The following is a 25,210-nucleotide window of genomic DNA, read 5'->3' as shown; positions in this document are numbered from 1 at the left end:
CCCGACCATGGATTTCCTGAAGGGTCTTCTGATTCGTGTGGGCTCGACGGCAGTGGCGTTCTGGCTCGCCACGCTGCTCATCCCCGGCATCTCGCTGGACTCCGGGTCGGCCACCGAGACCGTGATCACGCTGGTTCTCGTCGCGGTGATCTTCGGAGTGGTCAACGCGGTGCTCCAGCCGATCATCAAGACCGTGGGTTGCGGCTTCTACCTGCTCACCCTCGGTTTGATCGCGCTCGTGGTGAACGGCCTGCTCTTCCTGCTCACCAGTTGGATCGCCGGTGAGGCCGGGTTGCCCTTCCACGTGGACGGGTTCTGGCCGGAGGCGGTGCTGGGCGCGCTGTTCGTCGGCATCGTCACCTGGATCCTGGGCGCCGTCCTCGACCGCGACTGACACCCCCGGCCCCGGCCCGGCGCGACGGCGACCGGCCGGGGCCACCAGGAGGGAATTGGCTGGCGAGCGGCCCCTGTGACGGCGCTAGCGTCGGCGGGTGTTCACTGTGACCCGCGCGGACGGCTACCAGATCAGCACCGACCCGGACCGGATCGACCTGGACCGGGTGCACGCCTGGCTCGCCGGCGACGCCTACTGGGCGCGGGGGCGGGAGCGGGAGACGGTCGCGCGCTCGTTCGCCGGCTCGATCGGCTTCGGCGTCTACCGCCCCGGTGACGGCCGGCAGGTCGCTGTCGCCCGGGTGGTCACCGACCGCGCCACGTTCGCCTGGCTCTGCGACGTCTACGTCGACCCGGCCGAGCGCGGTCGCGGGCTGGGCACCTGGCTGGCCGGCGCGGTCCGCGACCACTTGGCCGAGCTGGGCGTACGCCGGATCCTGCTGGCGACGCTCGACGCGCACGGGGTCTACGCGAAGCTCGGCTTCCGCCCGGTCGCGCCGGATCGGTGGATGGAGCTGGATCAGCGGGTGACGCCGGTCACCGATAAGGATCAGCAGACAGATCCACCACTTACGGTGGAGCGGTGAACCAGCTCCGGCTCGGCTACCTGTACGGCGTCGGCGCGTACCTGATCTGGGGTTTCTTCCCGATCTACCTGAAGCTGCTGCGCCCGGCCGGGCCGATGGAGATCCTCGCGCACCGGATCCTCTGGTCGGTGGCGTTCGTGGCGTTGCTGCTGGCCGCCACGCGGCACGCCGGTTTCCTGCGCAGGCTGGCCGGGCGGCCGCGGGCCATCGCCGGCATCGGGCTCGCGGCCGCGCTGATCGCCGTCAACTGGGGCACGTACATCTACGGCGTGAACTCCGACCGGGTGGTGGAGACGGCGCTCGGGTACTTCATCAACCCGCTGGTGTCGGTGCTGTTCGGCGTCTTTCTGCTGCGCGAACGGCTGCGCCCGGCGCAGTGGGCGGCGCTCGGCGTCGGCGGGCTCGCGGTGGCGGTGCTCGCCGTCGACTACGGCCGGCTGCCCTGGCTGGCGCTCACGCTGGCGTTCAGCTTCGCCGGGTACGGCCTGGTCAAGAAGCGCCTCGCGCTGCCCGCCACGGAAGGGCTGTTCGTGGAGTCGGCGGTGCTGGCGCTGCCCGCGCTGGCGTACCTGGGCTGGCTGTCGGCGCGCGGCGACTCGACGTTCGGGCACGTCTCGGCCGGGCACACCGCGCTGCTGGTGCTGGCCGGCGCCGCCACCGCGATCCCGCTGCTGCTGTTCGCCGGGGCGGCGAACCGGCTGCCGCTGTCCACTGTCGGCATGCTGCAATATCTGGCCCCGATCCTCCAGCTCGGCTGCGGCGTGCTGATCTTCCACGAGCCGATGCCCCCGGTCCGGCTGGCCGGCTTCGCGCTGGTGTGGCTGGCCCTGATGGTCTTCACCGCCGACGCCCTGCGCCACTCCCACCGCACCCGCCAGGCCACCCGCACCCCCACCCCGGCCGCCGCACCCACCCCGTCCCGTTGATCTTGCACTTACCGCCCCGGCGAAAGGGACCAATCACCCGCGCCGAGGGCCGCAACTGCAAGATCAACGGGGAGGGGACGGCGGTCAGCGGAAGTCGTAAGCCAGGACGGGGGAATTGGCGCCTCGGAGGAGTTCCAGGCGGACCAGTTCACCCTTGGTGAACCGGGTTACCCCGGAGAACCGCAGGTCGTCGCCGGGGGCGGCGAGCCAGGAGCCGATCTGCTCCGTCGCGCCGTCCGGGCCGTGCGCCACCAGCCGGAACGTGTACGCCTCCCGGTGCCCGGCCCGCCTGTCGTAGCCGCAGTGCATGGTGACCTCGGTGCCCCACGGCGTCTCGGTCAGCCCCACCTCGGCGTGCACCGGCACCGTCCCGGCCACCGGCCGCATGGAGGTCAACGCCACCTGCGGCGTGGACGGCTCAGCCGGCGGCTGGACCAGCGCCACCCCGACGCCGGCCAGCACCGCGAGCGCGGCGGCGGCGAGCGCGGTCAGCGCGTACCGGCGGCGGGAGCGGGACCGCTCGCGGCGCTTGCGCTCCCGCGCGGCGTCGAGCAGCGCGGGCACCCGCGACGTCTCCGGCCCGACCTCCAGGAACTGCTCCAGGCCGGCCGGGTCGAGCCGGCCCAGCAGGCCGGGCAGCACGGCGATCTCGGCCACCGCCTCCCGGCACTGGGCGCAGCCGGCCAGGTGCCGCTCGTAGGCGACCCGGTCCGCCGGGGCGAGGGCACCAAGCACGTACGCCCCGTCGTCGTGAGCGAACTCGCAGCGTGTCATCCGGTCACCCCCATCTCGGCCAGCGCCAACCGTAGTGAGCGCAGCGCGTAGTGGGTACGCGACTTCACCGTGCCGGGCGGTACGCCCAGCCGCGCCGCCGCCTCCGCCACCGAACGCCCCTGGTAGAAGCACTCGACGAGCACTTCCCGATGGGTCGGGCTGAGCCGGTTGAGCGCCTCGGCCACGGTCCACGCCTCCACCGCGCGCTCCGTCTCGTCGACCGTCTCGGCGGTCTCCGGCAGTTCGTCCGTGTACACCTCGCCGACCCGGGCCGAGCGCCGCCGCCAGGCGTCGATGGCCAGGTTCCGCGCCGTGGTGAACAGCCAGGCGCGTACCGAGCCGCGTCGCGGGTCCAGCGACTCGGGGTGCCGCCAGGCGCGCAGCAGCGTCTCCTGCACCAGGTCCTCGGCGCGGGGCCGATCGCCGTTGACCAGCCGCAGGGCGTGCGCGTACAGCGCGTCGGCATGCTCGTCGTGCAGCGCGCGCAGCAGTTGGGCGTCGTGGTCGCTGATGGCGGTACCTCGCTTCCGGCGGCGGGGAGACCGGCGATGTGTACGCCCTTCCATACGTGCCGTGTCGCCGAACGGTTCAGCCGCAGGTCACGACGGAGCTGTTCACGTCCGGTTCAGCTGCGGGCCGACCGCCGCTCACGGCGCCCTGGCAGCGTCCGGCGGGTGAGCGCGGGCTCCCTCGCCCGTGCGCCTTCCCCCTCGTCCGATCTGGAGGCTCCACCTCATGAGCGACCGGCCTCGCCTGCTTCCGCTGCTCGGTGGCACCCGCCACGGCAGCCGCGACGCGATGACCTGTCTGTACCGGTGCGGCAACGCCTGCGACCACCCGGTGCCCAACCCGACCGACAACCCGTACTTCGGGGACGTGGTCGACACCGAGATCTCCCGGCGCGGCGTGGTCCGGGCCGGCGCGGTCGGCGCGCTGGTGCTCGGCTTCGGCGGCGCCGCGGCGGGCGCGCTGGCCGGGTCCCCGGCGGCCGCCGCCCCCGCCGCTCCGCCGGTGCCCGGCGAGGGCGGGGTGGCCGCCACCGGCGCGGGTCGTCCCGGCAGCGGCGCGCTGACGTTCAAGCCGATCCCGCCGAACAAGCTCGACACGCTCGTGGTGCCGAACGGGTACGACCACTCGGTGGTGATCCGCTGGGGTGACGAGGTCGTGCCCGGCGCGCCCGCGTTCAACCTGGGCCGGCAGACCGCCGCCGCCCAGTCCAAGCAGTTCGGCTACAACAACGACTTCGTCGGCGTGCTGCCGATCGACCGTCGGCGCGCGCTGCTCGTGGTGAACCACGAGTACACAAACGAGGACCTGATGTTCCCCGGCTTCACCAGCCAGGACGCGCTGACCGTGGAGCAGGTGCGGGTGGCGATGGCCGCGCACGGCATGTCAGTGGTCGAGCTGGAGCGGGTGGAGAACACCGGGCAGTGGCAGCCGGTCCGGCGCGGTCGGCGCGAGTACAACCGCCGGGTCACGGCGCTGGCGACGAAGTTCGAGATGACCGGCCCGGCGGCCGGGTCGGCGTGGCTGCGTACCGCCGCCGACCCGAAGGGCCGGACCGTCGTCGGCACGCTCAACAACTGCGCCGGCGGCGTCACCCCGTGGGGCACTGTGCTCTCCGGCGAGGAGAACTTCAACCAGTACTTCGTCGGCGGCGACGCGGTGGCCGAGGAGCAGAAGGCGAAGCTGACCCGCTACGGCATCCCGACCGACGTGCGCTACCCGAGCGGCAGCCGCAAGTGGGACCGGGCGGACGAGCGCTTCGACCTGGCCCGGCACCCCAACGAGGCGAACCGGTTCGGCTGGGTCGTCGAGATCGACCCGTTCGACCCGCAGTCCAAGCCGCGCAAGCACACCGCGCTGGGCCGGTTCAAGCACGAGGGCGCGAACGTCATCGTGGCGCGCGACGGCCGCGTGGTCGCGTACATGGGCGACGACGAGCGCTTCGACTACCTCTACAAGTTCGTGTCGGACAAGAAGTTCATGCCGGGCAAGTCCTCGGTGGCCCGGCGGCACAACCTGACGCTGCTGGAGTCGGGCACGCTCTACGTCGCCAGGATCGAGGGGGACAGCCCGGCCGCCGAGATCGACGGTTCCGGCAAGCTCCCGGCCGACGGCGGTTTCGGCGGCCGGGGGCGCTGGATCAAGCTGGTCAGCGGCAACCGCTCGTACGTCGACGGCATGACCGCCGCCGACGTGCTCACGTTCACCCGGCTGGCCGGGGACAAGGTCGGCGCGACGAAGATGGACCGCCCCGAGGACGTCGAGCCGAGCCTGCTCACCGGCAAGGTGTACGTGGCGCTGACGAACAACAGCGACCGCGGCAAGGCGGGCAAGGCCCCGGCTGACGAGGCGAACCCGCGCAACAGCAACCGGCACGGGCAGATCCTGGAGCTGGTCGAGGACCGCGGCGACAACACGGCCGAGACCTTCGCCTGGTCGCTGCCGATCGTCTGCGGCGACCCGGCCGACGCCTCGACGTACTTCGCCGGGTACGACAAGACCAGGGTCTCGCCGATCTCCTGCCCGGACAACGTCGCCTTCGACGCCACCGGCAACCTGTGGATCTCGACCGACGGCAACGCGCTGGGCAGCAACGACGGTCTGTTCGCCACCGCCGTGGAGGGCCCGGAGCGGGGTCACCTGAAGCAGTTCCTCACTGTGCCGCTCGGCGCGGAGACCTGCGGCCCGTTCATCACCGGTGACAACCGCTCGGTCTTCGTGGCGGTGCAGCACCCGGGCGAGGTGACCGGCGCGTCGGTGGAGAACCCGGCCTCCACCTGGCCGGACGGCGACTTCGCCAAGCCCGGCGTGGTGGTCACCTGGCGCCTCGACGGCGGCCCGGTCGGCAGCTGACCCACCCCGGGAGCGGTCCGGCGCTGGTCCGCTCCGCGAGGGGCCGTCGACCCACCAGGTCGGCGGCCCTTCGTCAGTTCTCGGAGGCGATGCCGTCGGCGATCGACCTGGCGGCGGTGAGCAGCTTCGCGCGGACCACCCGGGCCGACGTCATCATCTCGCCGGCCGGCAGCGCGCACGCCAGCACCACCCGGCGCTCGATGTCCTTGTCCGGGGCGACGAGCACCGCCGCGCACGCCACGCCCTGCCGGAACTGCCCGAGTTCCAGTTGCATGCCGCGCCGGTCACCGGCGGCCAGGTCGGCCTCGAACGCCTCCACGGTGGTGAGGGTGGCGGTGGTGAACGGGCGCATGCCGTACTCGCGCAGGTAGCGGAAGCGCTGTTCGGTGGTGAGCGTGGCGAGCAGGCTCTTGCCGAGCGCGGTGGCGTGGGCGCCCTCGTCGAAGCCCGGCACCAGGTCTTCCAGGAAGGGCGAGCGCGGCCCCTCGGCGGAGGCGGTCACCGCCACCTGCCCGCCGATGAAACGGCCGAGGTAGTGGCTCCAGCCGGTGTCCGACGCCGCGCGGCGCAGCGCCTCGCCGACCGCGGGCGGCCCGCGGAACGCGGTGACCAGCTCGCGGTAGCGGTCGGCCACCTCCAACCCCACGATGTACGTCCCGTCCTCGCGCCGGATCACATAGCCCTCGTACGCGAGCGTGCGCACCAGGTGGTAGGTCGTGGCGACTGTCAACTCGCAACGCCGGGCGATCTGCTTCACGGTGAGCCCTCTCGGCGCACGGCCGACCGACTCGAGCACTCGAAGCGCGCGGGACACGCTGCGGATCAGGTCCGAGGGTTCCGCCAAGGGGTCGCGCACAACCACCTCCGCCGCCGGGGACTTACACCATATGAAAAACCGGCCGAGTGCGAAATGCCTGTTCGGATGGAGGATGCCAGATCACCGGACACAGACGGTAGGTCGACGGACACGATGAGCAGCCAAAACGTGCGGGCGTAGGGTGTGCTCGCAATGACTGAAACAGTTTCGCAAGACGCGCCCGCGTCGGCCCGGCGGGCGGTCCGGGCGGGCGCCGGCGCCACCGTCACCACGATCGTGTGCGTCCTGCCCGTCTTCCTCGTCGGCGGGCTCGCCGTGCAGCTCGGCGACGAACTCCGGTTCAGCCCGGCCGGCCTGGGCCTGGCCGTCTCGATCTACTTCGGCGTGAGCGCGCTCGCCTCGGTGCCCTCCGGGGCCCTGGTCGAGCGGTACGGCCCGGCCACCGTCGCCCGCGCCGGCATCCTGCTCTCCGCCGCCTCCCTGCTGGCCGTGGCCGGGCTGGCCCGGTCGTACCCGATGCTGGTGACGCTGCTGGCGCTCAGCGCCGCCGCCAACGCCCTCGGACAGCTCGCCAGCAACGCCGCGCTCGCCGAGCACGTGCCCGCCCACCGGCAGGGGCTCTCGTTCGGCGTGAAGCAGGCCGCCATCCCGGTCGCGACGCTGCTGGCCGGCGTGGCGGTCCCCACCGTCGCGCTCACCGCCGGCTGGCGCTGGGCCTTCGTGGTCGCCGCCGGGGCGGCGCTGGCCGCGCTGCCGGCCGTACCCCGGACCCGACGGGACCGGCACGCCCGGGCCGCCTCCGGGGGCCGCTACGGCGGCACCGCCCCGCTCGTGGTCATCGGGCTGGCCGCGACGCTGGCGGCAGCCGCGGCGAACGCGCTGGGCACGTTCCTGGTCGACTCGGCGGCGACGCGGGGTCTCTCCCCCGGCCTGGCCGGCCTGACGCTCACGCTCGGCAGCGCGGTGTGCGTGCTGGCCCGGGTGGGCGTCGGCTGGCTCGCCGACCGGCGCGCCGACGGGCACGTCGGGCTGATCGCCGGGATGCTGCTGACCGGGTCGGTCGGCCTGATCCTGCTCGCGGTGGCCGGCTCCGCGCCGCTGGTCGCGGGCGTGGTGCTCGGCTTCGGGCTCGGCTGGGCCTGGCCCGGGCTGATGAACTTCGCGGTGGTCCGGCTGCACCCGCAGGCCCCGGCCGCCGCCACCTCGATCACCCAGACCGGCGTGTACGCGGGCGGCTGCCTGGGCCCGCTCGGCCTGGGCGCGCTGGCCGGCGCGGCCGGCTACCCGGCGATGTGGCTGACGGCGGCGGCAGCCATGCTCGTGGCCGCCGTGCTGATGCTGCTCGGCGCCCGCCTGCTCCGCCGCGCCCCCGCGCTCGGCTGACCGCCCTCGCCCTGGGTGCGGGGGTCAGCTGGTGCGGTCGGCGATGTAGTCGCAGAGGGACTCCAGCGCGCGGCGCGCCGGGCTCTCGGGCAGCGGGGCCAGCCGGGCCCGCGCGTCCTCGGCGTAGCTGCGCACCGTCTCCCGGGCCCGCTTGAGCGCCGGGGACTCCCGCAGCAGGCCGAGCGCCTCGGCGTGCAGCGCGTCGTCCACCAGCGGGCCGGTGGCCAGGATCTCCCGCAGCCGTACGCTCGCCGCGTCCGCGTCGTCCGAGGCCAGCGCGTAGAGCACCGGCAGGGTGGGCACGCCCTCGCGCAGGTCGGTGCCGGGCGTCTTGCCGGACTGGATCGACTCGCTGGAGATGTCCAGCAGGTCGTCGGAGAGCTGGAACGCGACGCCGATGATCTCGCCGTACCCGGCGAGCGCCTCGATGTGCTCGGGCGACGCGCCGCCGAACATGCCGCCGAAGCGGGCCGACGTGGCGATCAGCGAACCGGTCTTCTCGGCGATCACGTGCAGGTAGTGCGCGACCGGGTCGTCGTCGCGCGGGCCGACCGTCTCGGCGATCTGGCCGTGCACCAGCCGAGCGAACGTGCGCGCCTGCAGGCGTACCGCCTCCGTGCCCAGTTCGGCGGCGATGTCCGCGGCCCGGGCGAAGAGGTAGTCGCCGACCAGGATGGCCACCGAGTTGGTCCAGCGGGAGTTGGCGCTCGGCGCGCCCCGCCGCACGGCGGCCTCGTCCATCACGTCGTCGTGGTAGAGCGTCGCCAGGTGGGTGAGTTCCATCACCACGGCGGCCGGGACGACCTGCGCGGCCTCCGGGTCGCCGAACTGGGCGCTCAGCGCCACCAGCAGCGGGCGGAACCGCTTGCCGCCGGCCTCGACCAGGTGCCGGGACGCCTCGGTCACCAGCGGGTCAGCGCTCGCCACGCTCGCCCGCAGGCTCGTCTCGACCCGGTCGAGCACGCCCAGCACCGAGGCTTCGACGCGCGGGTCCGCGAGGTGCAGGCCGAGCGCGCCGAACTGACCTGAACGCTCGCCAGCCGGATTCGCCACGTCCTCAACCATGCCACACCCGTTCGACCTGCTCGTCGAGGGGGATACGGGCCGGGGGCCGGCACGCCACGGCGTACCGGCCCCCGGTGGGATCACGTCGGTCATCTGACGAATTCGGCAGCACCGGTGGTCAGGTCGAGCAGCGGACCGGGGACCACACCCAGCGCCAGCGTGGCCACCACGCCGATGACCAGCGCCGCCGAGGTGAGCGCGCCCGGCACGGTCACCGTCGGGGTGGACTCGCCCGGCTCGGACAGCCACATCATCACCACGACCCGCAGGTACGGGAAGGCCAGCACCATGCTGGTCAGCACACCGGCGATCACCAGCCACGCCTGGTTCGCCTCCAGGGCCGGGCCGAAGACCGCGAACTTGCTGGTGAAGCCGCTGGTCAGCGGGATGCCGGCGAAGGCCAGCAGGATGAACGTGAAGATCGCCGCGAAGAACGGCGAGCGGCGGCCCAGCCCGGCCCAGCGGGACAGGTGGGTGGCCTCCCCGTCGGCGTCGCGCACCAGCGTCACCACGGCGAACGCGGCGAGCACCGAGAAGCCGTACGCGGCCAGGTAGAACATCGTGCCGGAGAGCCCTTCGCGGCTCGGCGCCAGCACACCGACCAGCAGGTAGCCGGCGTTCGCGATGGACGAGTACGCCAGCAGGCGCTTGATGTCGGTCTGGGTGACCGCGAGCACCGCGCCGACCAGCATGGTCAGCACCGCGATCGCGCCGAGCACCGGGGTGAAGTCCCAGGACGCCCCGGCGAACGCCACGTGGAAGACGCGCAGCAGCGCGCCGAACGCGGCGACCTTGGTGCAGGCGGCCATGAAGCCGGTGACCGGGGTCGGCGCGCCCTGGTAGACGTCCGGCGTCCAGACGTGGAACGGCGCGGCGGCGGCCTTGAACAGCAGGCCGATGGCGAGCAGCGCCATGCCGGCGAAGAGCAGCACCGGGCTGGACGAGGAGTCGGTGACCGCCGCGTGCACGGTGGCGAAGTCGACGCCGGCCCCACGGCCCGGGATGCCGGAGGTGAAGCCGTAGATCAGGGCGACACCGAACAGGAAGAACGCCGAGGCGTACGCGCCGAGCATGAAGTACTTCAACGCCGCCTCCTGGCTCAGCAGACGCCGGCGGCGGGCCAGCGCGCAGAGCAGGTAGAGCGGCAGCGAGAAGACCTCGAGCGCGATGAACATGGTCAGCAGGTCGTTCGCCGCCACGAAGATCAGCATGCCGGCGATCGCGAACGACATCAGCGGGTAGACCTCGGTGGCGCCACCGACGCCCTCGGCCTGCCGGCGGTCCTCGGCCGACTCGGCGGTGACCGCGGCGTGCGCCACGAACGCGCCGCCCCGCTCCACCGTGCGCTCGCCGACGAGCAGCAGCGCCATGACGGCCAGGACCAGGATCGCGCCCTGGAGGAACAGCGTGGGCCCGTCGACCGCGATGGCCCCGCCGATGGTGATCAGCCGGGCGTCCGCGTTCAGGATCACCATCACGATCGCCGCGAGCATCGCCACCAGGGCAAGCCCGAGCTGCACCGCGTTGCGCAGCCGACGCGGCACGAACGCCTCGACCAGGATCCCGACCAGGGCCGCGCCCAGCATGATCAGGATCGGAGCGAGCGCCGCGTAGTCGATCGACGGCAGCTTCAGTTCACTCACTTCGCGGCCTCCTGGACGCTGCCGACCTCAGGGGCGGGATCGGACTTGCCGACGTCCTGCATGGTCGCCTGGACGGCGGGGTTGATGACATCGGTGACCGGCTTCGGGTAGAAGCCGAGCAGCACGATCAGCGCGATCAGCGGCGCGACGACGACCTTCTCGCGCAGCGTGAGGTCCCGGCGCATGCCCTCGACCTCGGTCAGCGCCGGGTTCAGCGTGCCCTGCGTGGTGCGCTGCACCATCCACAGCACGTACGCCGCCGCCAGGATGATGCCGAGCGTGGCGATCACCGCGACCGGCTTGTTGACGGTGAACGTGCCGATCAGCACCAGGAACTCGGAGACGAACGGCGCCGTGCCGGGCAGCGCCAGCGAGGCCAGACCGGCGAAGAACAGCACGCCGGCCAGCACCGGCACGAGCTTGCCCGCGCCGCCGAAGTCGCTGATCAGGGCCGAGCCGCGCCGGGCGATCAGCATGCCGACCACCAGGAACAGCAGGCCGGTGGCCAGGCCGTGGTTGAGCATGTAGAGCACCGCGCCGGTGCCGGCCTGGGTGGTGAAGGCGAAGATGCCGATGCCGATGAACCCGAAGTGCGCGATCGAGGTGTACGACACCAGCCGCTTCAGGTCGTTCTGGCCGACCGCCAGCAGCGCGGCGTAGATGATGCCGATGACACCCAGCGCCAGCGCCCACGGCGCGAACCACCGCGACGCCTCCGGGAACAGCGGGAGGCAGTAGCGCAGGATGCCGAACGTTCCGACCTTGTCCAGCACGCCGACCAGCAGCGCGGCGGCGCCGGCCGGGGCCGCGCCACCGGCGTCCGGCAGCCAGGTGTGGAACGGGAAGAACGGCGCCTTGATCGCGAAGGCGACGAAGAAGCCGAGGAACAGCCAGCGGGCCGTGTCGGTGGCGAACTCCGCCTGGCTCAGCGCCTGCCAGTCGAAGGTCTTCCCGCCGACCACCCAGAGGCCGATCACCGCGGCCAGCATGAACAGACCGCCGACCAGCGAGTAGAGGAAGAACTTCACCGCCGCGTACTGCCGCTGGTGGCCGCCGTAGCTGCCGATCAGGAAGTACATCGGCACCAGCATGACCTCGAAGAACACGTAGAACAGGAAGACGTCGGCGGCGGCGAAGACGCCGATCATCGTGCACTCGAGGACGAGCAGCAGCGCGAAGTAGGCGGGCACCGAGCGCTTCGACGCCTCGGCGTCGTGCCAGGACGCCAGGATCACCAGCGGCACCAGGATCGCGATCAGCATCAGCATGACCAGCGCGATGCCGTCCACCTCGAAGGTGAAGTTCACGCCCCAGTTCGGGATCCACGGGTACGACTCGCGGAACTGGAACCGGTCACCACCGGCGGAGAAGGCGAACCACATCACCACCGAGAGCACCAGCACCAGCAGCGACCAGCCGAACGCCACCAGCTTGGCCAGGTCCGGACGGCTGCGTGGCAGCAGCGCCACCACCAGGGCGCCGACCAGCGGCGCCACGGTCAGCACCGAGAGGAACGGGAAGTTGGACATTATTCGGCCTTACCTCCGTCGTGACTGCGTGGCCCGCCGGCGGGGGCGGCCGCGTTGAGGTCGATCACGCCAGCCACCCCGCCTGCACCGCCAGGAACGCCGCGACCACGAGGAGCGCGCCGGTCAGGATCGAGGTCGCGTACGACCGCACGAAGCCGGTCTGCAGCCGCCGGAGCCGGCCCGAGCCCCCGCCCACGGCGGCGGCCAGGCCGTTGACCAGCCCGTCCACGCCCCGGTTGTCGAGGAACACCAGCGCCCGGGTGAGGAAGATGCCCGGCTTCTCGAAGACCGCCTCGTTGAAGGCGTCCGTGTAGAGGTTCCGGCGCGCGGCGGTGACCACCACGCCGGCCGGCTGCGGCTCGGTGGCCGTACCGCCCCGGAACAGGAACCAGGCCAGCCCGGCGCCCAGCACGGTTACCAGCAGCGACAGCGCGGTGAGCAGCCAGTGCGCCAGCACCGGCGCGTGCTCCCCGCTCTCGCCGCCGAGCCCGTTGGTGGCGGTGAGCCAGTCCGGCACGGAGGTGGCGAGCAGGAAGCCCGCGCCGACCGAGCCGATCGCCAGCAGGATCAGCGGGATCGTCATCAGCTTCGGCGACTCGTGCGGGTGCTCGATGTCCTCGGTCCAGCGCTTCGGGCCGTGGAACGTGAGCACGAACAGCCGCGTCATGTAGAACGCGGTGAGCCCGGCGCCGAGCAGCGCGGCCATGCCGAACAGCCAGGCCGTCCAGCCCTCCCGCTCGAACGCGGCCACGATGATCGGCTCCTTGGAGAAGTAGCCGGAGAACGGGAACATGCCGATGATGGCGAGCCAGCCCATCATGAACGTCAGCCAGGTGACCTTCATGTACTTCGACAGCCCGCCGAAGCGGCGGATGTCCACCTGGTCGTTCATGCCGTGCATGACCGAGCCGGCGCCGAGGAACATGTTGGCCTTGAAGAAGCCGTGCGCCAGCAGGTGCACGATGGCCAGCGCGTACGCTCCGCCGCCGAGCCCGACGCCGAGGAACATGTAGCCGATCTGGCTGACCGTCGACCAGGCCAGCACCCGCTTGATGTCGTCCTTGGCCGCGCCGATGATGCAGCCCATCAGCAGCGTGAGCGCGCCGACGCTGACCACCACGAGCTGCAGCGTCTCGTTGGCCGAGAAGATCGCGTTGGAGCGGGCGATCAGGTAGACGCCCGCGGTGACCATGGTGGCCGCGTGGATGAGCGCGGACACCGGGGTCGGGCCCTCCATCGCGTCCGGCAACCACGCCTGCAGCGGGAACTGGCCGGACTTGCCGGCCGCGCCGAGCAGCAGGAGCAGACCGAGCACCAGCACGGTGGTCGAGGTCATCGAGCCGACCCCGTTGAACACCTCGTCGTACTGGGTGGTGCCGAGCATGGCGAACATGATGAAGATGCCGATGGCCAGGCCGGCGTCGCCGACCCGGTTCATCAGGAACGCCTTCTTGCCGGCGGTGGCCGCGCTCGGCCGGCCGTACCAGAAGGAGATCAGCAGGTACGACGCCAGACCGACGCCCTCCCAGCCGAAGTAGAGCATCACGTAGTTGTTGCCGAGCACCAGCAGCAACATCGCGGCGACGAACAGGTTGAAGTACGCGAAGAACAGTCGCCGGCCCGCGTCGTGCGCCATGTACTCCACGGCGTAGAGGTGGATCAGGAAACCCACCCCGGTGATCAGCAGGACGAAGACCGCGGCCAGCGGGTCGAAGAGCAGACCGAAGTCCACCCTCAGGTTGCCGACCGCCATGAAGTCCCAGAGGCTCAGCTCGACCTGCTTGTTCTCCAGGCCGCGAAGCTGGAAGAAGTAGGTGAGACCGAGCAGGAAGGCGGCGCCGATGGCGCCCACGCCGAGCCAGTGGCCCCAGCGGTCGGCCCGCTTGCCGAGCAGCAGCAGGATCGCCGCGCTCACCAGCGGGATCGCCACCAGAAGCCAGACCGAGCCCAGCATCCCGTCCGCCGTGGCGAAGGTGACGGCCTCGGCTGGCTCAGACTGGGCGATCGTCAGAATCTGTTCCACCACGAGCCCCTCAGTACTTCAGCAGGTTGGCGTCGTCGACGCTCGCCGAGCGCCGGGTACGGAAGATCGCCATGATGATCGCGAGACCGACCACGACCTCGGCCGCCGCGACCACCATCACGAAGAACGCCATGATCTGGCCGTTCAGGTCGCCGTTGATCCGGCTGAACGTGACCAGGGTCAGGTTGGCCGCGTTGAGCATCAGCTCGATGCACATGAACAGCACGATCGCGTTGCGCCGGACCAGCACGCCGACGGCGCCGATGGTGAACAGCACCGCCGCGAGGATCAGGTAGTAGTCCGGGGTCATTTGTCCGTCCCCTTCGGTGCGGTCTCCTCGGCCGTCAGCTCGCGCACCGGCAGGATCTCCGGGATGCTGCGGTCGGTCAGCCGGCCGTCGGGCAGGCGGGCCGGGGTGGCCACCGAGGAGGAGGTGGCGTAGACACCCGGGCCGGGCTTCGGGCCGGGGTAGTTGCCGGGGCGGAACCGCGCCTTCATGGTGGCGATCTGGTCCATCCGGTCCGCCTTGCGCCGCTCGACGTGTGCCAGCACCATCGCGCCCACCGCGGCGGTGATCAGCAGCGCCGAGGTCAGCTCGAAGGCGAAGACGTACTTGGTGAACAGCAGCCGGGCGATGCCCTGCACGTTGCCCTCGGCGTTCGCCTCGTCGAGCCCGGCCGCCGGCACGCCGTCGAGCGCGCGGTACAGGCCGCTGCCCACCAGGCCGGCGAAGCCGAGCCCGAGGACGACGGCGGCGACCCGCTGGCCGCGCAGCGTCTCGATGAGCGAGTCGGAGGCGTCCCGGCCGACGAGCATCAGCACGAACAGGAACAGCATCATGATCGCGCCGGTGTAGACGATGATCTGCACCATGCCGATGAACGGCCCCGCCTGGAGCACGTAGAACACGCCCAGGCAGAGCATGGTCAGCACGAGCCAGAGCGCGGAGTGCACCGCGTTGCGGGCCCACACCATGCCGACCGCCCCGAGCAGGGCCAGCGGGGCGAGGATCCAGAAGGTGACCTCCTCACCCCCGGACACCTGGCCCGCAGCGGCGAGCACCGTTGCCGAGGTCATGCCTTGCCTCCCTTGCCCGCCGCGGCGGCGGACCGCTGCTCGGCCTGCTCGGCGCCGGGGAAGGTCACGCCGGGGTGCTCCTCCACCTGGTACCGGCCGGGGCCCATCGGCGAGCGCTCGGCGCCGGCCGAGGTGCCCGGGTTGGTCAGCGCGCCGACGTAGTAGTCCTTCTCGCTGTCGCCCAGCCGCATCGGGTGCGGCGGCTGCTCCATGCCTTCGAGCAGCGGCGCGAGCAGCTGCTCCTTGGTGAAGATCAGGTCCTGCCGGTTGTCCCGGGCCAGCTCGTACTCGTTGCTCATGGTGAGCGAACGGGTCGGGCAGGCCTCGATGCAGAGCCCGCAGAAGATGCACCGGGCGTAGTTGATCTGGTAGATGCTGGCGTACCGCTCACCCGGGGAGAAGCGCTGCTCCTCGGTGTTGTCGCCACCCTCCACGTAGATCGCGTCGGCCGGGCAGGCCCAGGCGCACAGCTCGCAGCCGATGCACTTCTCCAGCCCGTCCGGGTGCCGGTTGAGGATGTGCCGCCCGTGGTAGCGCGGCGCCGAGACCGGCGGCTTGAACGGGTAGTCGGTGGTGACGACCTTCTTGAACATGTGCGAGAAGGTGACACCGAAGCCCTTGAACGTTCCGGTGATCGCGCCCACGTCACACCTCCCTGGAGTCCGGGCCGGCGACCACGTTGGCCGGCTCCCGCTCGGCGAGCACGCGCTTGGTACGCGGGCTCGGCGGAACCTGAAGATCCATCGGCGGCAGCGGGAAGCTGCCGTACGGCCGGCTGTCCGCCTGCTCCTGGGGCGACGGCTTCAGCTCCTTCTTCCGGCTCGGCCAGAAGAGCGTGACCAGCAGCAGCACGCCCGCGCCGACGGCGGTGACGAGCAGCCGGTCCCGGGCCTGCCAGTCCTCGATCGAGCGCAGCCCGGCGAGCACCATGATCCAGACCAGGTTCAGCGGCAGCAGCACCTTCCAGCCGAAGCGCATGAACTGGTCGTAGCGGAGCCGGGGCAGCGTGCCGCGCAGCCAGACGAAGACGAACACCAGCAGGATGACCTTGCCGAAGAACCACAGCATCGGCCACCAGCCCTCGTTGGCGCCCGACCAGATCGTGATCGGCCACGGCGCGTGCCAGCCGCCGAGGAACAGCGTCACGGTGAACGCCGACATGGTCACCATCGCGACGTACTCGCTGAGCATGAACAGCGCGAACTTCAGCGAGCTGTACTCGGTCTGGAAGCCGGCCACCAGCTCCGACTCCGCCTCGGGCAGGTCGAACGGCGCCCGGTTGGTCTCACCGACGATGGCGATGAAGAACATGATGAAGCTGGGCAGCAGCAGGATCGCGTACCAGCCGGGGGCGGCGAGGTCGAAGCCGCCGATGCTCAGCCGGGTGCCGTCGCCCTGCGCGGCGACGATCCCGCTGGTCGACATGGTGCCGGCGGTCATGAAGACCGCGACCACGCTCAGGCCCATGGTGACCTCGTAGGACACCAGCTGGGCGGCGGAGCGCAGACCACCGAGCAGCGGGTAGGTGGAGCCGCTGGCCCAGCCGCCGAGCACGATGCCGTACACGGCCAGCGAGGAGAAGGCCAGCACCACCAGCACCGCCACCGACACGTCGGTGACCTGCAGCGGCGTGCGGTGCCCGAAGATGCTCACCATCGGCCCGAACGGGATCACCGACAGCGCGGTGACCGCGCAGACCACGGAGATCACCGGGGCGAAGAAGTAGACCACCTTGTCGGCCTTGCGCGGGAGGATGTCCTCCTTGAAGGCCAGCTTCACGCCGTCGGCGAGCGTCTGGAGCAGACCGAACGGTCCGGCCTGGTTGGGGCCGGGCCGCACCGCCATCCGGCCCACGACCCGGCGCTCGAACCAGACGCCCAGCAGCGTGGCCGCCACGGCGACGACGAACGCGAAGAGGATTTTGCCGAGGACCAGCCACCACGGGTCCTTGCCGAAGTCGGCAAGCGTCGGGTCCTGCGCCGCGAGGTAGAGATTCACTGCACCGACCTTTCGTTCGCGACCGCGAGGCGTACTCGCTCCGCTCGTTGCCTGCGCGCGCTCACTGTGCACTCCCGGTGTTCAGCAGCGGGCCCGGCCGGTCCGCGGCGTCCGCCGCGACCCGCCCCGCCGGGACGGCCGAACCGCCGGCGGCGCCGACGGAGACCTTCACCAGCGAACCGGACGTCGCGCCGAGGCTGCGCCGCACGGTGGAGCCGGGCGAGTTGGTCGGCAGCCAGACGACGCCGTCCGGCATCTCGGTGATCGCCGCCGGCAGCGTGACCGCGCCACGGTCGGTGCCGACGGTGACCGCGTCGCCGTCGGCCACGCCGAGGGACTCGGCGGTGCCCTTGCCCAGCCGGACCACCGGCGGGCGGGCGGTGCCGGCGAGGTGCTCGTCGCCGTCGGTGAGGCTGCCCAGGTCGATGAGCTGGTGCCAGGTGGACAGCACGGCCTCGCCCGCGCCCGGCTGCCGGACGGCGGCCGGCTCGACCGAGGGCGCCGACGGCCGCTCGACCCGGGTACGCGGCAGCGTGCCAAGCTCGCGGCGGATGCTCGGCACGTCGCCGGTGCCCAGCCGCACGTCGAGCTGCGCGGCGATCGCGTCCAGGATCCGGGCGTCGGTCATCGCGCCGGTGTCCAGCACCTTCTCGAACGTGCGCAGCCGGCCCTCCCAGTCCAGGAAGCTGCCGGCCTTCTCGACCACCGGCGCGACCGGCAGGACCACGTCGGCCCGGCGCGACACAGCGCTCATCCGCAGTTCCAGGCTGACCAGGAACGGCACCGCGTCCAGGGCCTTCTCGGCCAGGCGCGGGTCGGCCAGGTCGGCCGGGTCGACACCGGCCACCACCAGGGCACCGAGCTGACCGTTCGCGGCGGCGGTGAGGATGCCGTCGGTGTCGCGGCCGGCCTGGCTCGGGATCACCCCGGCCGGGATGTCCCACGCCTCGCCGAGCTCCGCGCGGGCGGCCGGCTCGGTGACCACACGGCCGCCGGGGAGCAGGTTGGGCAGGCAGCCCGCGTCGACAGCGCCGCGGTCACCCGCGCGCCGCGGCACCCAGACCAGCCGGGCACCGGTACGCCGGGCGACGTCCGCCGCCGCCGACAGCCCGCCCGGCACCTCGGCCAGCCGCTCGCCGACGATCAGGATCGCGCCGGGCTTACCCAGCGCCTCCGCCACGGTGGCGTGCTCGGCCAGCACGCCGGCCTCCTCGCCCGGCACCACCCGGGCGAGCTTCGCCCCGAGCTTCTCCAGGCCGCGCGTCGCGAACGGCGCGATCGCGTACACCGTGAGCTTCTTCTTCAGGTACGCCTTGCGCAGCCGCAGGAAGAGGATCGGGCACTCCTCCTCCGGCTCCAGGCCGACCAGCACCACGGCGGGCGCGTTCTCCACGTCCGTGTAGGTCACGTCGGTGACCCCGGCGACGCTGCTGGCCAGGAAGTCGGCCTCCTCGCGGGAGACCGGGCGGGCCCGGAAGTCGATGTCGTTCGTGTGCAGTGCGATCCGGGCGAACTTCGCGTACGCGTAGGCGTCCTCGACGGTGAGCCGGCCGCCGGTCAGCACCGCCGTGCCGGTCGCGCCGTCACGGGCCTCGCGCAGCCCCTCGGCGGCCCGGGTCAGCGCCTCGCTCCAGGACGCCTCGCGCAGCTCACCGGTCTTCTCGTCGCGCACCATCGGGGTGCTGATCCGGTCGAACGCGCGGGTGTACTGGAAGCCCCAGCGGCCCTTGTCGCAGTTCCACTCCTCGTTCACCGCCGGGTCGTCGCCGGCCAGCCGGCGCAGCACCTTGCCGCGCCGCCAGTCGGTGCGCTGGGCGCAACCGGCCGAGCAGTGCTCGCAGACGCTCGGCGTGGAGACCAGGTCGAACGGGCGGGCCCGGAACCGGTACTGCGCGCCGGTCAGCGCGCCCACCGGGCAGATCTGCACGGTGTTGCCGGAGAAGTACGAGTTGAACGGGACGTCCCCCTCGTCGCCCTCCTCGCCGTACTCCTCGTCCCGGTAGATGTTGATCTCCTCGTGCGAGGAGCGGCCCATCAGGTCGATGAACTTGTCCCCGGCGATCTCCTCGGAGAACCGGGTGCACCGCTGGCAGAGCACGCAGCGCTCGCGGTCGAGCAGCACCTGGGTGCTGATCGGCAGCGGCTTCGGGTACTCCCGCTTGTGCTCGTGGAACCGCGAGTCCGTCCGGCCGGTGGACATCGCCTGGTTCTGCAGCGGGCACTCGCCGCCCTTGTCACACATCGGGCAGTCCAGGGGGTGGTTGAGGAGCAGCAGCTCCATCACCCCCTCCTGGGCCTTCTTGGCGACCGGGGAGGTGAGCTGGGTCCGCACCACCATGCCGTCGGCGACGGTCTGGGTGCAGGAGGCGACCGGCTTGCGCTGGCCCTCCACCTCCACCAGACACTGCCGGCAGGCGCCGGCCGGGGCCAGCAGCGGGTGGTCGCAGAAGCGGGGGATCTCGGTGCCCAGCTGCTCGGCGACCCGGATCAGCAGCGCCCCCTTGGGGGCGGTGACCTCGACGCCGTCGATGGTCAGCGTGACGGTCTCGGTCTGCTTGGCTACGTCGGTCATCAGTGCGCCCCTACCAGGGTCTTCTCCGACAGCTTCGGAGCGGTACGTCCCTCGATGTAGTCGAGGTAGTCCTGCTTGAAGTACTTCAGCGACGAGGTGACCGAGCTGGTCGCGCCGTCACCCAGACCGCAGAACGAGCGGCCGAGGATGTTGTCGCAGGTGTCGAGCAGGGTGTCCAGGTCCTCGTGGGTGCCCTGGCCGGACAGGATGCGCCGGTAGACCCGGACCATCCAGTAGTTGCCCTCCCGGCACGGGGTGCACTTGCCGCACGACTCGTGGTGGTAGAACTCCAGCCACCGGTAGGTCGCGTACACCGGGCAGTCCTGGTCGGAGAAGATCTGCGTGGCGGTGGTGCCCAGGATCGAGCCGGCCCCCGCCACCCCCTCGAAGTCCAGCGGCACGTCCAGGTGCTCGGCGGTCAGCAGCGGCGTCGACGAGCCACCCGGGGTCCAGAACTTCAGGTTGTGCCCCGGCTTCATCCCGCCGGCCAGCTCGATCAGCTCGCGCAGCGTGATGCCCATCGAGCACTCGTACTGGCCCGGGTTCGCGATCCGGCCGGACAGCGAGTAGATCATCGGGCCGGACGACTTCTCCGTGCCCATCGTCTTCCACCAGTCCGCGCCACCGAGCACGATGTACGGCACGCTGGCGATGGTGCCGACGTTGTTGACCACGGTCGGGCTGGCGTACAGGCCGTGGGTCGCCGGGAACGGCGGGCGCAGCCGGGGCTGGCCGCGGAAGCCCTCCAGCGAGTCCAGCAGCGCGGTCTCCTCACCGCAGATGTACGCCCCGGCGCCGGAGTGCACCACCAGGTCCAGGTCGAACCCGGAGCCGAGGATGTTCCGGCCGAGGTAGCCCTTGGCGTACGCCTCGGCGACCGCGCTGCGCAGCCGCCGGGCGGCGTGCACCGCCTCACCGCGGATGTAGATGTACGCCCGGTTGGCCCGGATCGCGTACGAGGCGATGATGACGCCCTCGACCAGCGAGTGCGGGTCGTAGGTCATCAGCGGCAGGTCCTTGCAGGTGCCCGGCTCGCCCTCGTCGGCGTTCACCACCAGGTAGTGCGGCTTGCCGTCGCCCTGCGGGATGAAGCCCCACTTCAGGCCGGTCGGGAAGCCCGCGCCGCCACGGCCGCGCAGCCCGGAGTCCTTGACCAGCTGGATCAGGTCGTCCGGGTGCGCCTTGAGCGCCTTGCGCAGGGCGGCGTAGCCGTCCAGGTTCTCGTAGGTGCCGATCCGCCAGGCGTCCGGCGACAGCCAGCGCTTGGTGAGCACCGGCGTGAGCTTGGCCAGCGTCTCCGGCCGAGGCGTGGTCACTTGCGGACCCCCGATCCGTTGGCGTCCGCCGGGTCGGCGCCGTCCGCGCCCGTACCGGCCTCCGCTTCCTTGAGGTTGCGCTCCTGCGCGCCGGCCGCGTCGCCGGCGGGCTTGCCGTCGCCGGCCGGCGGGTTCGCCGCCGTGCCGGCCGCCTCCGCCGCCTGCGCGTCGCGCGGCACCGGCGGCGGGCCGTCCACCGGGATCTTGGTGCCCGGCGCGTCCGGTACGGCGGTGGCCGCGTCCGGCTGCCGGGTCTCGGCGGTACGCACCTGCGGCGACTTGGCGTCCGGCGCCTTCACGTCCGGCGCGGTGCTGCCGGTGGCCGCCTCCGGCTTGACCGGCTCGGCGGCCTTGGCCGGCTCGGGCGCGGGGGCCGGCTTCGCGGCCTCGGCCTTCGCCTTCGCCTCGGCGGCGGCCCGGTCGGCCTCGGCCTTGCTGCGGATCGGGGTCTTCGGGTCGAAGCCCGGCACCGAGACGCCGTGCTGCTCGGCCAGGCGCAGGCCGCGCAGGCTGGGCTCGCCCGGCCCGCCGTCGGCCACCGCGCCGTCGCGCTCGTCGGCGAAACCGGCGAGCTGGACCGCCATCTCCTTGAGCGTGCACAGGCGCGCGCCCCGGGTCGGCATCGGCCGGCCGCCGGCCCGCAGCTCCTCGACCACGTCGAGCGCGCCCTGCGGCTCCACGTTGTCGAAGAAGTCGTAGTTCACGGTCATGACCGGGCCGTAGTCGCACGCCGCCAGGCACTCGGCGTGCTCCAGGGTGATCTTCCCGTCGGCGGTGGTCTCCTCGTGCCCGACGCCGAGGTGCTCGGCCAGGGCGTCGTAGACCTTCTGCCCGCCGAGCACGTCGCACATGGTGTTGGTGCAGACGCTGACCAGGTATTCACCGGTGGGCTTGCGCTTGTACATGGTGTAGAAGGTGGCGACGGCGCCGACCTGGGCCTTGTTCAGCCCGAGCACCTCGGCGCAGAACTCGACACCGGCCGGGGAGACGTACCCCTCCTCGGACTGGACCAGGTGCAGCAGCGGCAGCAGCGCCGAGCGGGACCGGTCGGCCGGGTACCGGGCGATGATCTCCCGCGCCCGGAGCCGGGTCTCTTCAGTGAACGTGCTCATCGGTCACAACCACCCATCACGGGGTCCAGCGAGGCGCCGCCGGCGATCACGTCGGCGATCAGGCCGCCCTCGGCCATCGCCGGGAGGGCCTGGAGGTTGACGAAGCTCGGCTCCCGGTAGTGCACCCGGTAGGGCCGGGTGCCGCCGTCGGACACCGCGTGCACGCCGAGTTCGCCGCGGGGCGACTCGACGGCGACGTACACCTGGCCCGGCGGGACCCGGAAGCCCTCGGTGACGAGCTTGAAGTGGTGGATCAGCGACTCCATCGACTGACCCATGATCTTCGCGACGTGCTCCAGGGAGTTGCCCATGCCGTCGACGCCGATGGCGAGCTGCGCCGGCCAGGCGATCTTCTTGTCGGAGACCATCACCGGGCCCGGCTTCAGGCGGTCCAGCGCCTGCTCGACGAGCTTCAGCGACTCCCGGATCTCCGCGACCCGGACCAGGTAGCGGCCCCACACGTCACCGTCGGTGTGGGTCGGCACGTCGAACTCGTACGTCTCGTAGCCGCAGTACGGCATGGTCTTGCGCAGGTCCCAGGCGAGGCCGGCGGAGCGCAGCACCGGGCCGGTGACGCCGAGCGCCATGCAGCCGGTCACGTCGAGGACCGCCACGTTCTGCGTCCGCTCCAGCCAGATCGGCTGACCGGAGAGCAGGTTCTCGTACTCCTTGAGCCGCTTCGGCATCAGCTGGAGGAAGTCGCGGATCTTGCGGATCGCGTCGTCCGGCACGTCCTGCGCCACGCCGCCCGGCCGCACGTACGCGTGGTTCATCCGCAGGCCGGTGATGGTCTCGAAGATGTCGAGGACGTACTCCCGCTCGCGGAAGCCGTACAGCATCATGTTGATCGCGCCCAGCTCCATGGCGGTGGTCGCCAGCCAGACCAGGTGCGACGAGATCCGGTTGAGCTCCATCATCAGCACGCGGATCGTGTTCGCGCGCTCGGTGATGTCGTCGGTGATCCCGAGCAGCTTCTCCACCGCGAGCGCGTACGCCGTCTCGTTGAACAGCGGGGAGAGGTAGTCCATCCGGGTCACGAACGTCGAGCCCTGGACCCAGTTGCGGTACTCCAGGTTCTTCTCGATGCCGGTGTGCAGGTAGCCGACGACCGAGCGGGCCTCGCGGACCGTCTCGCCCTCCAGCTCCAGGACCAGCCGGAGCACGCCGTGGGTGGACGGGTGCTGCGGGCCCATGTTGACGACGATCCGCTCGTCGTTGATCGGGTCCGTGCCGGAGACGACCTCGTCCCAGTCCCCGCCGGTGACGGTGAAGACCTTGCCCTCGGTGGTCTCGCGCTCGGTCGCGTAGTTAGACGTGGTCACTGGTACGACCTCCTACGGTCCGGCGGCGGGATTTCCGCACCCTTGTACTCGACCGGTACGCCGCCGAGCGGGTAGTCCTTGCGCTGCGGGTGACCCTCCCAGTCGTCCGGCATGAGGATCCGGGTCAGGGCGGGGTGGCCGTCGAAGACGACGCCGAACATGTCGTACGTCTCCCGCTCCTGCCAGTCGGCGGTCGGGTAGACGGCGGTGACGCTCGGTACGTGCGGCTGCTCGGCGGAGACCGCCACCTCCAGCCGGACGATGCGGCGGTAGGTCATCGAGGTCAGCTGGTAGACCACGTGCAGGCGCCGTTCCGCGCCCAGGTAGTCCACGCCGGACAGCGACGAGAGCAGCTCGAAGCGCAGCGACAGGTCGTCGCGCATCACCTGGCAGACCTCGGCGATGCGCTCCGGGCGTACGTGCAGCGTCAGTTCGCCCCGGTCGACCACGACCTTCTCGATCGCGTCGTTGAAGTCCGGGTACGCCTCCTCCAGCGCGTCCCGCACCTCGTCGAAGTAGCTCCCGTACGGGCGGGTCGCCTCCTCGATCGGCTTGCGCTGGCGGACCAGCCCGCCGTAGCCGGAGACGTCACCGGTGCCCTGGTTGCCGAACATCCCCCGGCCGGCCGGGCTGGCCGGCGGGTACTCGGCCGGAGCGGTGGAGCTGGCCCCGACCGGGGTGGTCGGCACCGGCACCCCGCCGTCGTTGGTCTTGTCGTTGCTCATTTCGGGCCCCTATGCGACGCCTGAAGGTGGTTCTGCGCCTTCATCCAGTTCTCGATCCGCAGCTGCTCCTCGCGCCCCTCGCGGACGGCCTTCGTCCACTCGGCACGGCGGGCCTTGTCGCTGCGGTACGACGAGGGCATCGAGCCGTACGGCACGACCGGCACGTCACCGCGCGCCTGGCGGGCCTCCAGCATCTTGCGGCCGTTCGGGCCCAGCGGCTCGTGCATGATCTTCTCGCGCAGCTTGAGCACGGCGTCGATGAGCATCTCCGGCCGGGGCGGGCAGCCGGGCAGGTACATGTCGACCGGGACGACGTGGTCGACGCCCTGCACGATGGCGTAGTTGTTGAACATGCCGCCGCTGCTGGCGCAGACGCCCATCGAGATGACCCAGCGGGGCTCGGCCATCTGGTCGTAGATCTGGCGCAGCACCGGGGCCATCTTCTGGCTCACCCGGCCGGCCACGATCATCAGGTCCGCCTGGCGGGGCGAGGCCCGGAAGACCTCCATGCCCCAGCGGCCCATGTCGTAGTGCGGGCCGCCCGCCGCCATCATCTCGATGGCGCAGCAGGCCAGACCGAACGTCGCGCCCCAGACCGAGGTCTTCCGCGTCCAGTTGACCAGCTTCTCGACGCTGGTGAGCAGGACGCCGGAGGGGAGTTTCTCCTCGATGCCCATCTGCTACCTCCTCAGTCCCAGTCCAGGCCGCCGCGACGCCAGACATAGGCGTAGGCGACGAAGACCGCGACGATGAACAGGACCATCTCCACGAAGCCGAAGATCGGCAGAGCGTCGAAGGAGACCGCCCAGGGGTAGAGGAAGATGATCTCGATGTCGAAGACGATGAAGAGCATCGCCGTCAGGTAGAACTTGATCGGGAACCGGCCGCCGCCGACCGGCTGCGGGCTCGGCTCGATGCCACACTCGTACGCCTCGAGCTTGGCCTTGTTCAGACGCCGCGGGCCGGCGAGTCGGGCAGCGGCCACGGAGAACAGCGCGAACGCCGCAGCGAGGGCGAACAGCCCGATGATGGGTGCGTAAGGAGAGAGCGTCATCGTTGTCCCCTGCTCGTCCTTCCCTGACCTCGGTG

Annotated in this window: 23 protein-coding genes; 5 read left to right on the top strand and 18 right to left on the bottom strand. The window is 71.4% G+C overall.

Going from position 1 to position 25,210, the window contains the following annotated elements:
* The first annotated feature begins 7 nt into the window (after positions 1-7).
* The 3 genes from HA073_RS03770 to rarD all read left to right on the top strand — a co-directional run bounded on the left by HA073_RS03770 (position 8) and on the right by rarD (position 1,906).
* Positions 8-394, top strand: a complete 387-nt coding sequence (locus HA073_RS03770) for a phage holin family protein (protein WP_030503717.1) — start codon at positions 8-10, stop codon at positions 392-394.
* 97 nt (positions 395-491) lie between these two features.
* A complete protein-coding gene (locus tag HA073_RS03765) occupies positions 492-980 on the top strand; it encodes a GNAT family N-acetyltransferase (protein ID WP_064448439.1) in 489 nt (162 codons plus the stop codon).
* Positions 977-1,906, top strand: coding sequence for an EamA family transporter RarD (rarD, locus tag HA073_RS03760; RefSeq protein ID WP_166455705.1), 930 nt, complete (start codon positions 977-979; stop codon positions 1,904-1,906). The genes HA073_RS03765 and rarD overlap by 4 nt, the downstream gene beginning before the upstream one ends.
* 84 nt (positions 1,907-1,990) lie before the next feature.
* Here the strand turns inward: rarD and HA073_RS03755 are convergent, their stop codons facing one another.
* Positions 1,991-2,680 carry an anti-sigma factor gene (locus HA073_RS03755; RefSeq protein WP_043327293.1) on the bottom strand — a complete coding sequence of 230 codons (690 nt, stop codon included), beginning with the start codon at positions 2,678-2,680 and terminating at the stop codon, positions 1,991-1,993.
* Entirely contained in the window at positions 2,677-3,246 is a 570-nt protein-coding gene (locus HA073_RS03750) for a sigma-70 family RNA polymerase sigma factor (RefSeq protein WP_036343884.1), read from the bottom strand. Before HA073_RS03750 ends, HA073_RS03755 begins: the two co-directional genes overlap by 4 nt.
* 169 nt (positions 3,247-3,415) lie before the next feature.
* On the opposite strand from HA073_RS03750, the gene HA073_RS03745 reads away from it, so the two are divergent.
* Positions 3,416-5,539 carry a PhoX family phosphatase gene (locus HA073_RS03745; RefSeq protein WP_064448436.1) on the top strand — a complete coding sequence of 708 codons (2,124 nt, stop codon included), beginning with the start codon at positions 3,416-3,418 and terminating at the stop codon, positions 5,537-5,539.
* 73 nt (positions 5,540-5,612) lie between these two features.
* Here the strand turns inward: HA073_RS03745 and HA073_RS03740 are convergent, their stop codons facing one another.
* On the bottom strand, positions 5,613-6,395 hold the full coding sequence (locus HA073_RS03740; protein WP_030503712.1) for an IclR family transcriptional regulator: 783 nt from the start codon (positions 6,393-6,395) through the stop codon (positions 5,613-5,615).
* 153 nt (positions 6,396-6,548) lie between these two features.
* On the opposite strand from HA073_RS03740, the gene HA073_RS03735 reads away from it, so the two are divergent.
* Complete coding sequence (locus HA073_RS03735) at positions 6,549-7,739, top strand: MFS transporter (RefSeq protein WP_166455704.1); 1,191 nt, start codon at positions 6,549-6,551, stop codon at positions 7,737-7,739.
* A 24-nt stretch (positions 7,740-7,763) separates the two neighbouring features.
* On the opposite strand, the gene HA073_RS03730 is transcribed toward HA073_RS03735, so the two are convergent.
* From HA073_RS03730 to HA073_RS03660, 15 genes are all read right to left on the bottom strand, one after another.
* Positions 7,764-8,804, bottom strand: coding sequence for a polyprenyl synthetase family protein (locus HA073_RS03730; RefSeq protein ID WP_043327297.1), 1,041 nt, complete (start codon positions 8,802-8,804; stop codon positions 7,764-7,766).
* Between the two features lie 89 nt (positions 8,805-8,893).
* Entirely contained in the window at positions 8,894-10,447 is a 1,554-nt protein-coding gene (gene nuoN / locus HA073_RS03725; RefSeq protein WP_043327299.1) for an NADH-quinone oxidoreductase subunit NuoN, read from the bottom strand.
* Entirely contained in the window at positions 10,444-11,976 is a 1,533-nt protein-coding gene (locus HA073_RS03720) for an NADH-quinone oxidoreductase subunit M (RefSeq protein ID WP_030500781.1), read from the bottom strand. Before HA073_RS03720 ends, nuoN begins: the two co-directional genes overlap by 4 nt.
* 64 nt (positions 11,977-12,040) lie before the next feature.
* Entirely contained in the window at positions 12,041-14,002 is a 1,962-nt protein-coding gene (gene nuoL, locus HA073_RS03715) for an NADH-quinone oxidoreductase subunit L (protein ID WP_064448433.1), read from the bottom strand.
* Positions 14,003-14,009: 7 nt separating this feature from the next.
* A complete protein-coding gene (nuoK, locus tag HA073_RS03710) occupies positions 14,010-14,309 on the bottom strand; it encodes an NADH-quinone oxidoreductase subunit NuoK (RefSeq protein WP_013283611.1) in 300 nt (99 codons plus the stop codon).
* Positions 14,306-15,076, bottom strand: coding sequence for an NADH-quinone oxidoreductase subunit J (locus HA073_RS03705; protein WP_043327303.1), 771 nt, complete (start codon positions 15,074-15,076; stop codon positions 14,306-14,308). Before HA073_RS03705 ends, nuoK begins: the two co-directional genes overlap by 4 nt.
* Positions 15,073-15,720: an NADH-quinone oxidoreductase subunit NuoI gene (gene nuoI / locus HA073_RS03700; protein ID WP_030500778.1), complete on the bottom strand. Its 648-nt coding sequence runs from the start codon at positions 15,718-15,720 to the stop codon at positions 15,073-15,075. Before nuoI ends, HA073_RS03705 begins: the two co-directional genes overlap by 4 nt.
* Position 15,721: 1 nt before the next feature.
* Positions 15,722-17,074, bottom strand: coding sequence for an NADH-quinone oxidoreductase subunit NuoH (nuoH, locus tag HA073_RS03695; protein ID WP_030500777.1), 1,353 nt, complete (start codon positions 17,072-17,074; stop codon positions 15,722-15,724).
* 61 nt (positions 17,075-17,135) lie between these two features.
* The gene (locus tag HA073_RS03690; protein ID WP_043327307.1) at positions 17,136-19,646 is read right to left on the bottom strand and encodes an NADH-quinone oxidoreductase subunit G; all 2,511 of its coding nucleotides are present in this window, start codon (positions 19,644-19,646) and stop codon (positions 17,136-17,138) included.
* Positions 19,646-20,962, bottom strand: a complete 1,317-nt coding sequence (gene nuoF, locus HA073_RS03685; protein ID WP_043327309.1) for an NADH-quinone oxidoreductase subunit NuoF — start codon at positions 20,960-20,962, stop codon at positions 19,646-19,648. The genes HA073_RS03690 and nuoF overlap by 1 nt, the downstream gene beginning before the upstream one ends.
* Entirely contained in the window at positions 20,959-22,074 is a 1,116-nt protein-coding gene (gene nuoE / locus HA073_RS03680; protein ID WP_166455703.1) for an NADH-quinone oxidoreductase subunit NuoE, read from the bottom strand. The genes nuoF and nuoE overlap by 4 nt, the downstream gene beginning before the upstream one ends.
* On the bottom strand, positions 22,071-23,396 hold the full coding sequence (locus tag HA073_RS03675) for an NADH-quinone oxidoreductase subunit D (RefSeq protein WP_043327313.1): 1,326 nt from the start codon (positions 23,394-23,396) through the stop codon (positions 22,071-22,073). Before HA073_RS03675 ends, nuoE begins: the two co-directional genes overlap by 4 nt.
* Entirely contained in the window at positions 23,393-24,121 is a 729-nt protein-coding gene (locus HA073_RS03670; protein ID WP_043327315.1) for an NADH-quinone oxidoreductase subunit C, read from the bottom strand. The genes HA073_RS03675 and HA073_RS03670 overlap by 4 nt, the downstream gene beginning before the upstream one ends.
* Positions 24,118-24,798, bottom strand: coding sequence for an NADH-quinone oxidoreductase subunit B family protein (locus HA073_RS03665; protein WP_013283602.1), 681 nt, complete (start codon positions 24,796-24,798; stop codon positions 24,118-24,120). The genes HA073_RS03670 and HA073_RS03665 overlap by 4 nt, the downstream gene beginning before the upstream one ends.
* Positions 24,799-24,809: 11 nt before the next feature.
* Positions 24,810-25,175, bottom strand: a complete 366-nt coding sequence (locus tag HA073_RS03660) for an NADH-quinone oxidoreductase subunit A (protein WP_013283601.1) — start codon at positions 25,173-25,175, stop codon at positions 24,810-24,812.
* Between the last annotated feature and the right edge of the window lie 35 nt (positions 25,176-25,210).

The organism is Micromonospora sp. CMU55-4 (assembly GCF_011602315.1).
In the GTDB taxonomy this organism is placed as follows: Bacteria; Actinomycetota; Actinomycetes; order Mycobacteriales; family Micromonosporaceae; genus Micromonospora; species Micromonospora chalcea.
The sequence above is the reverse complement of the archived record's forward strand: the minus strand, read 5'-3'. Positions and strand labels throughout refer to the sequence as shown.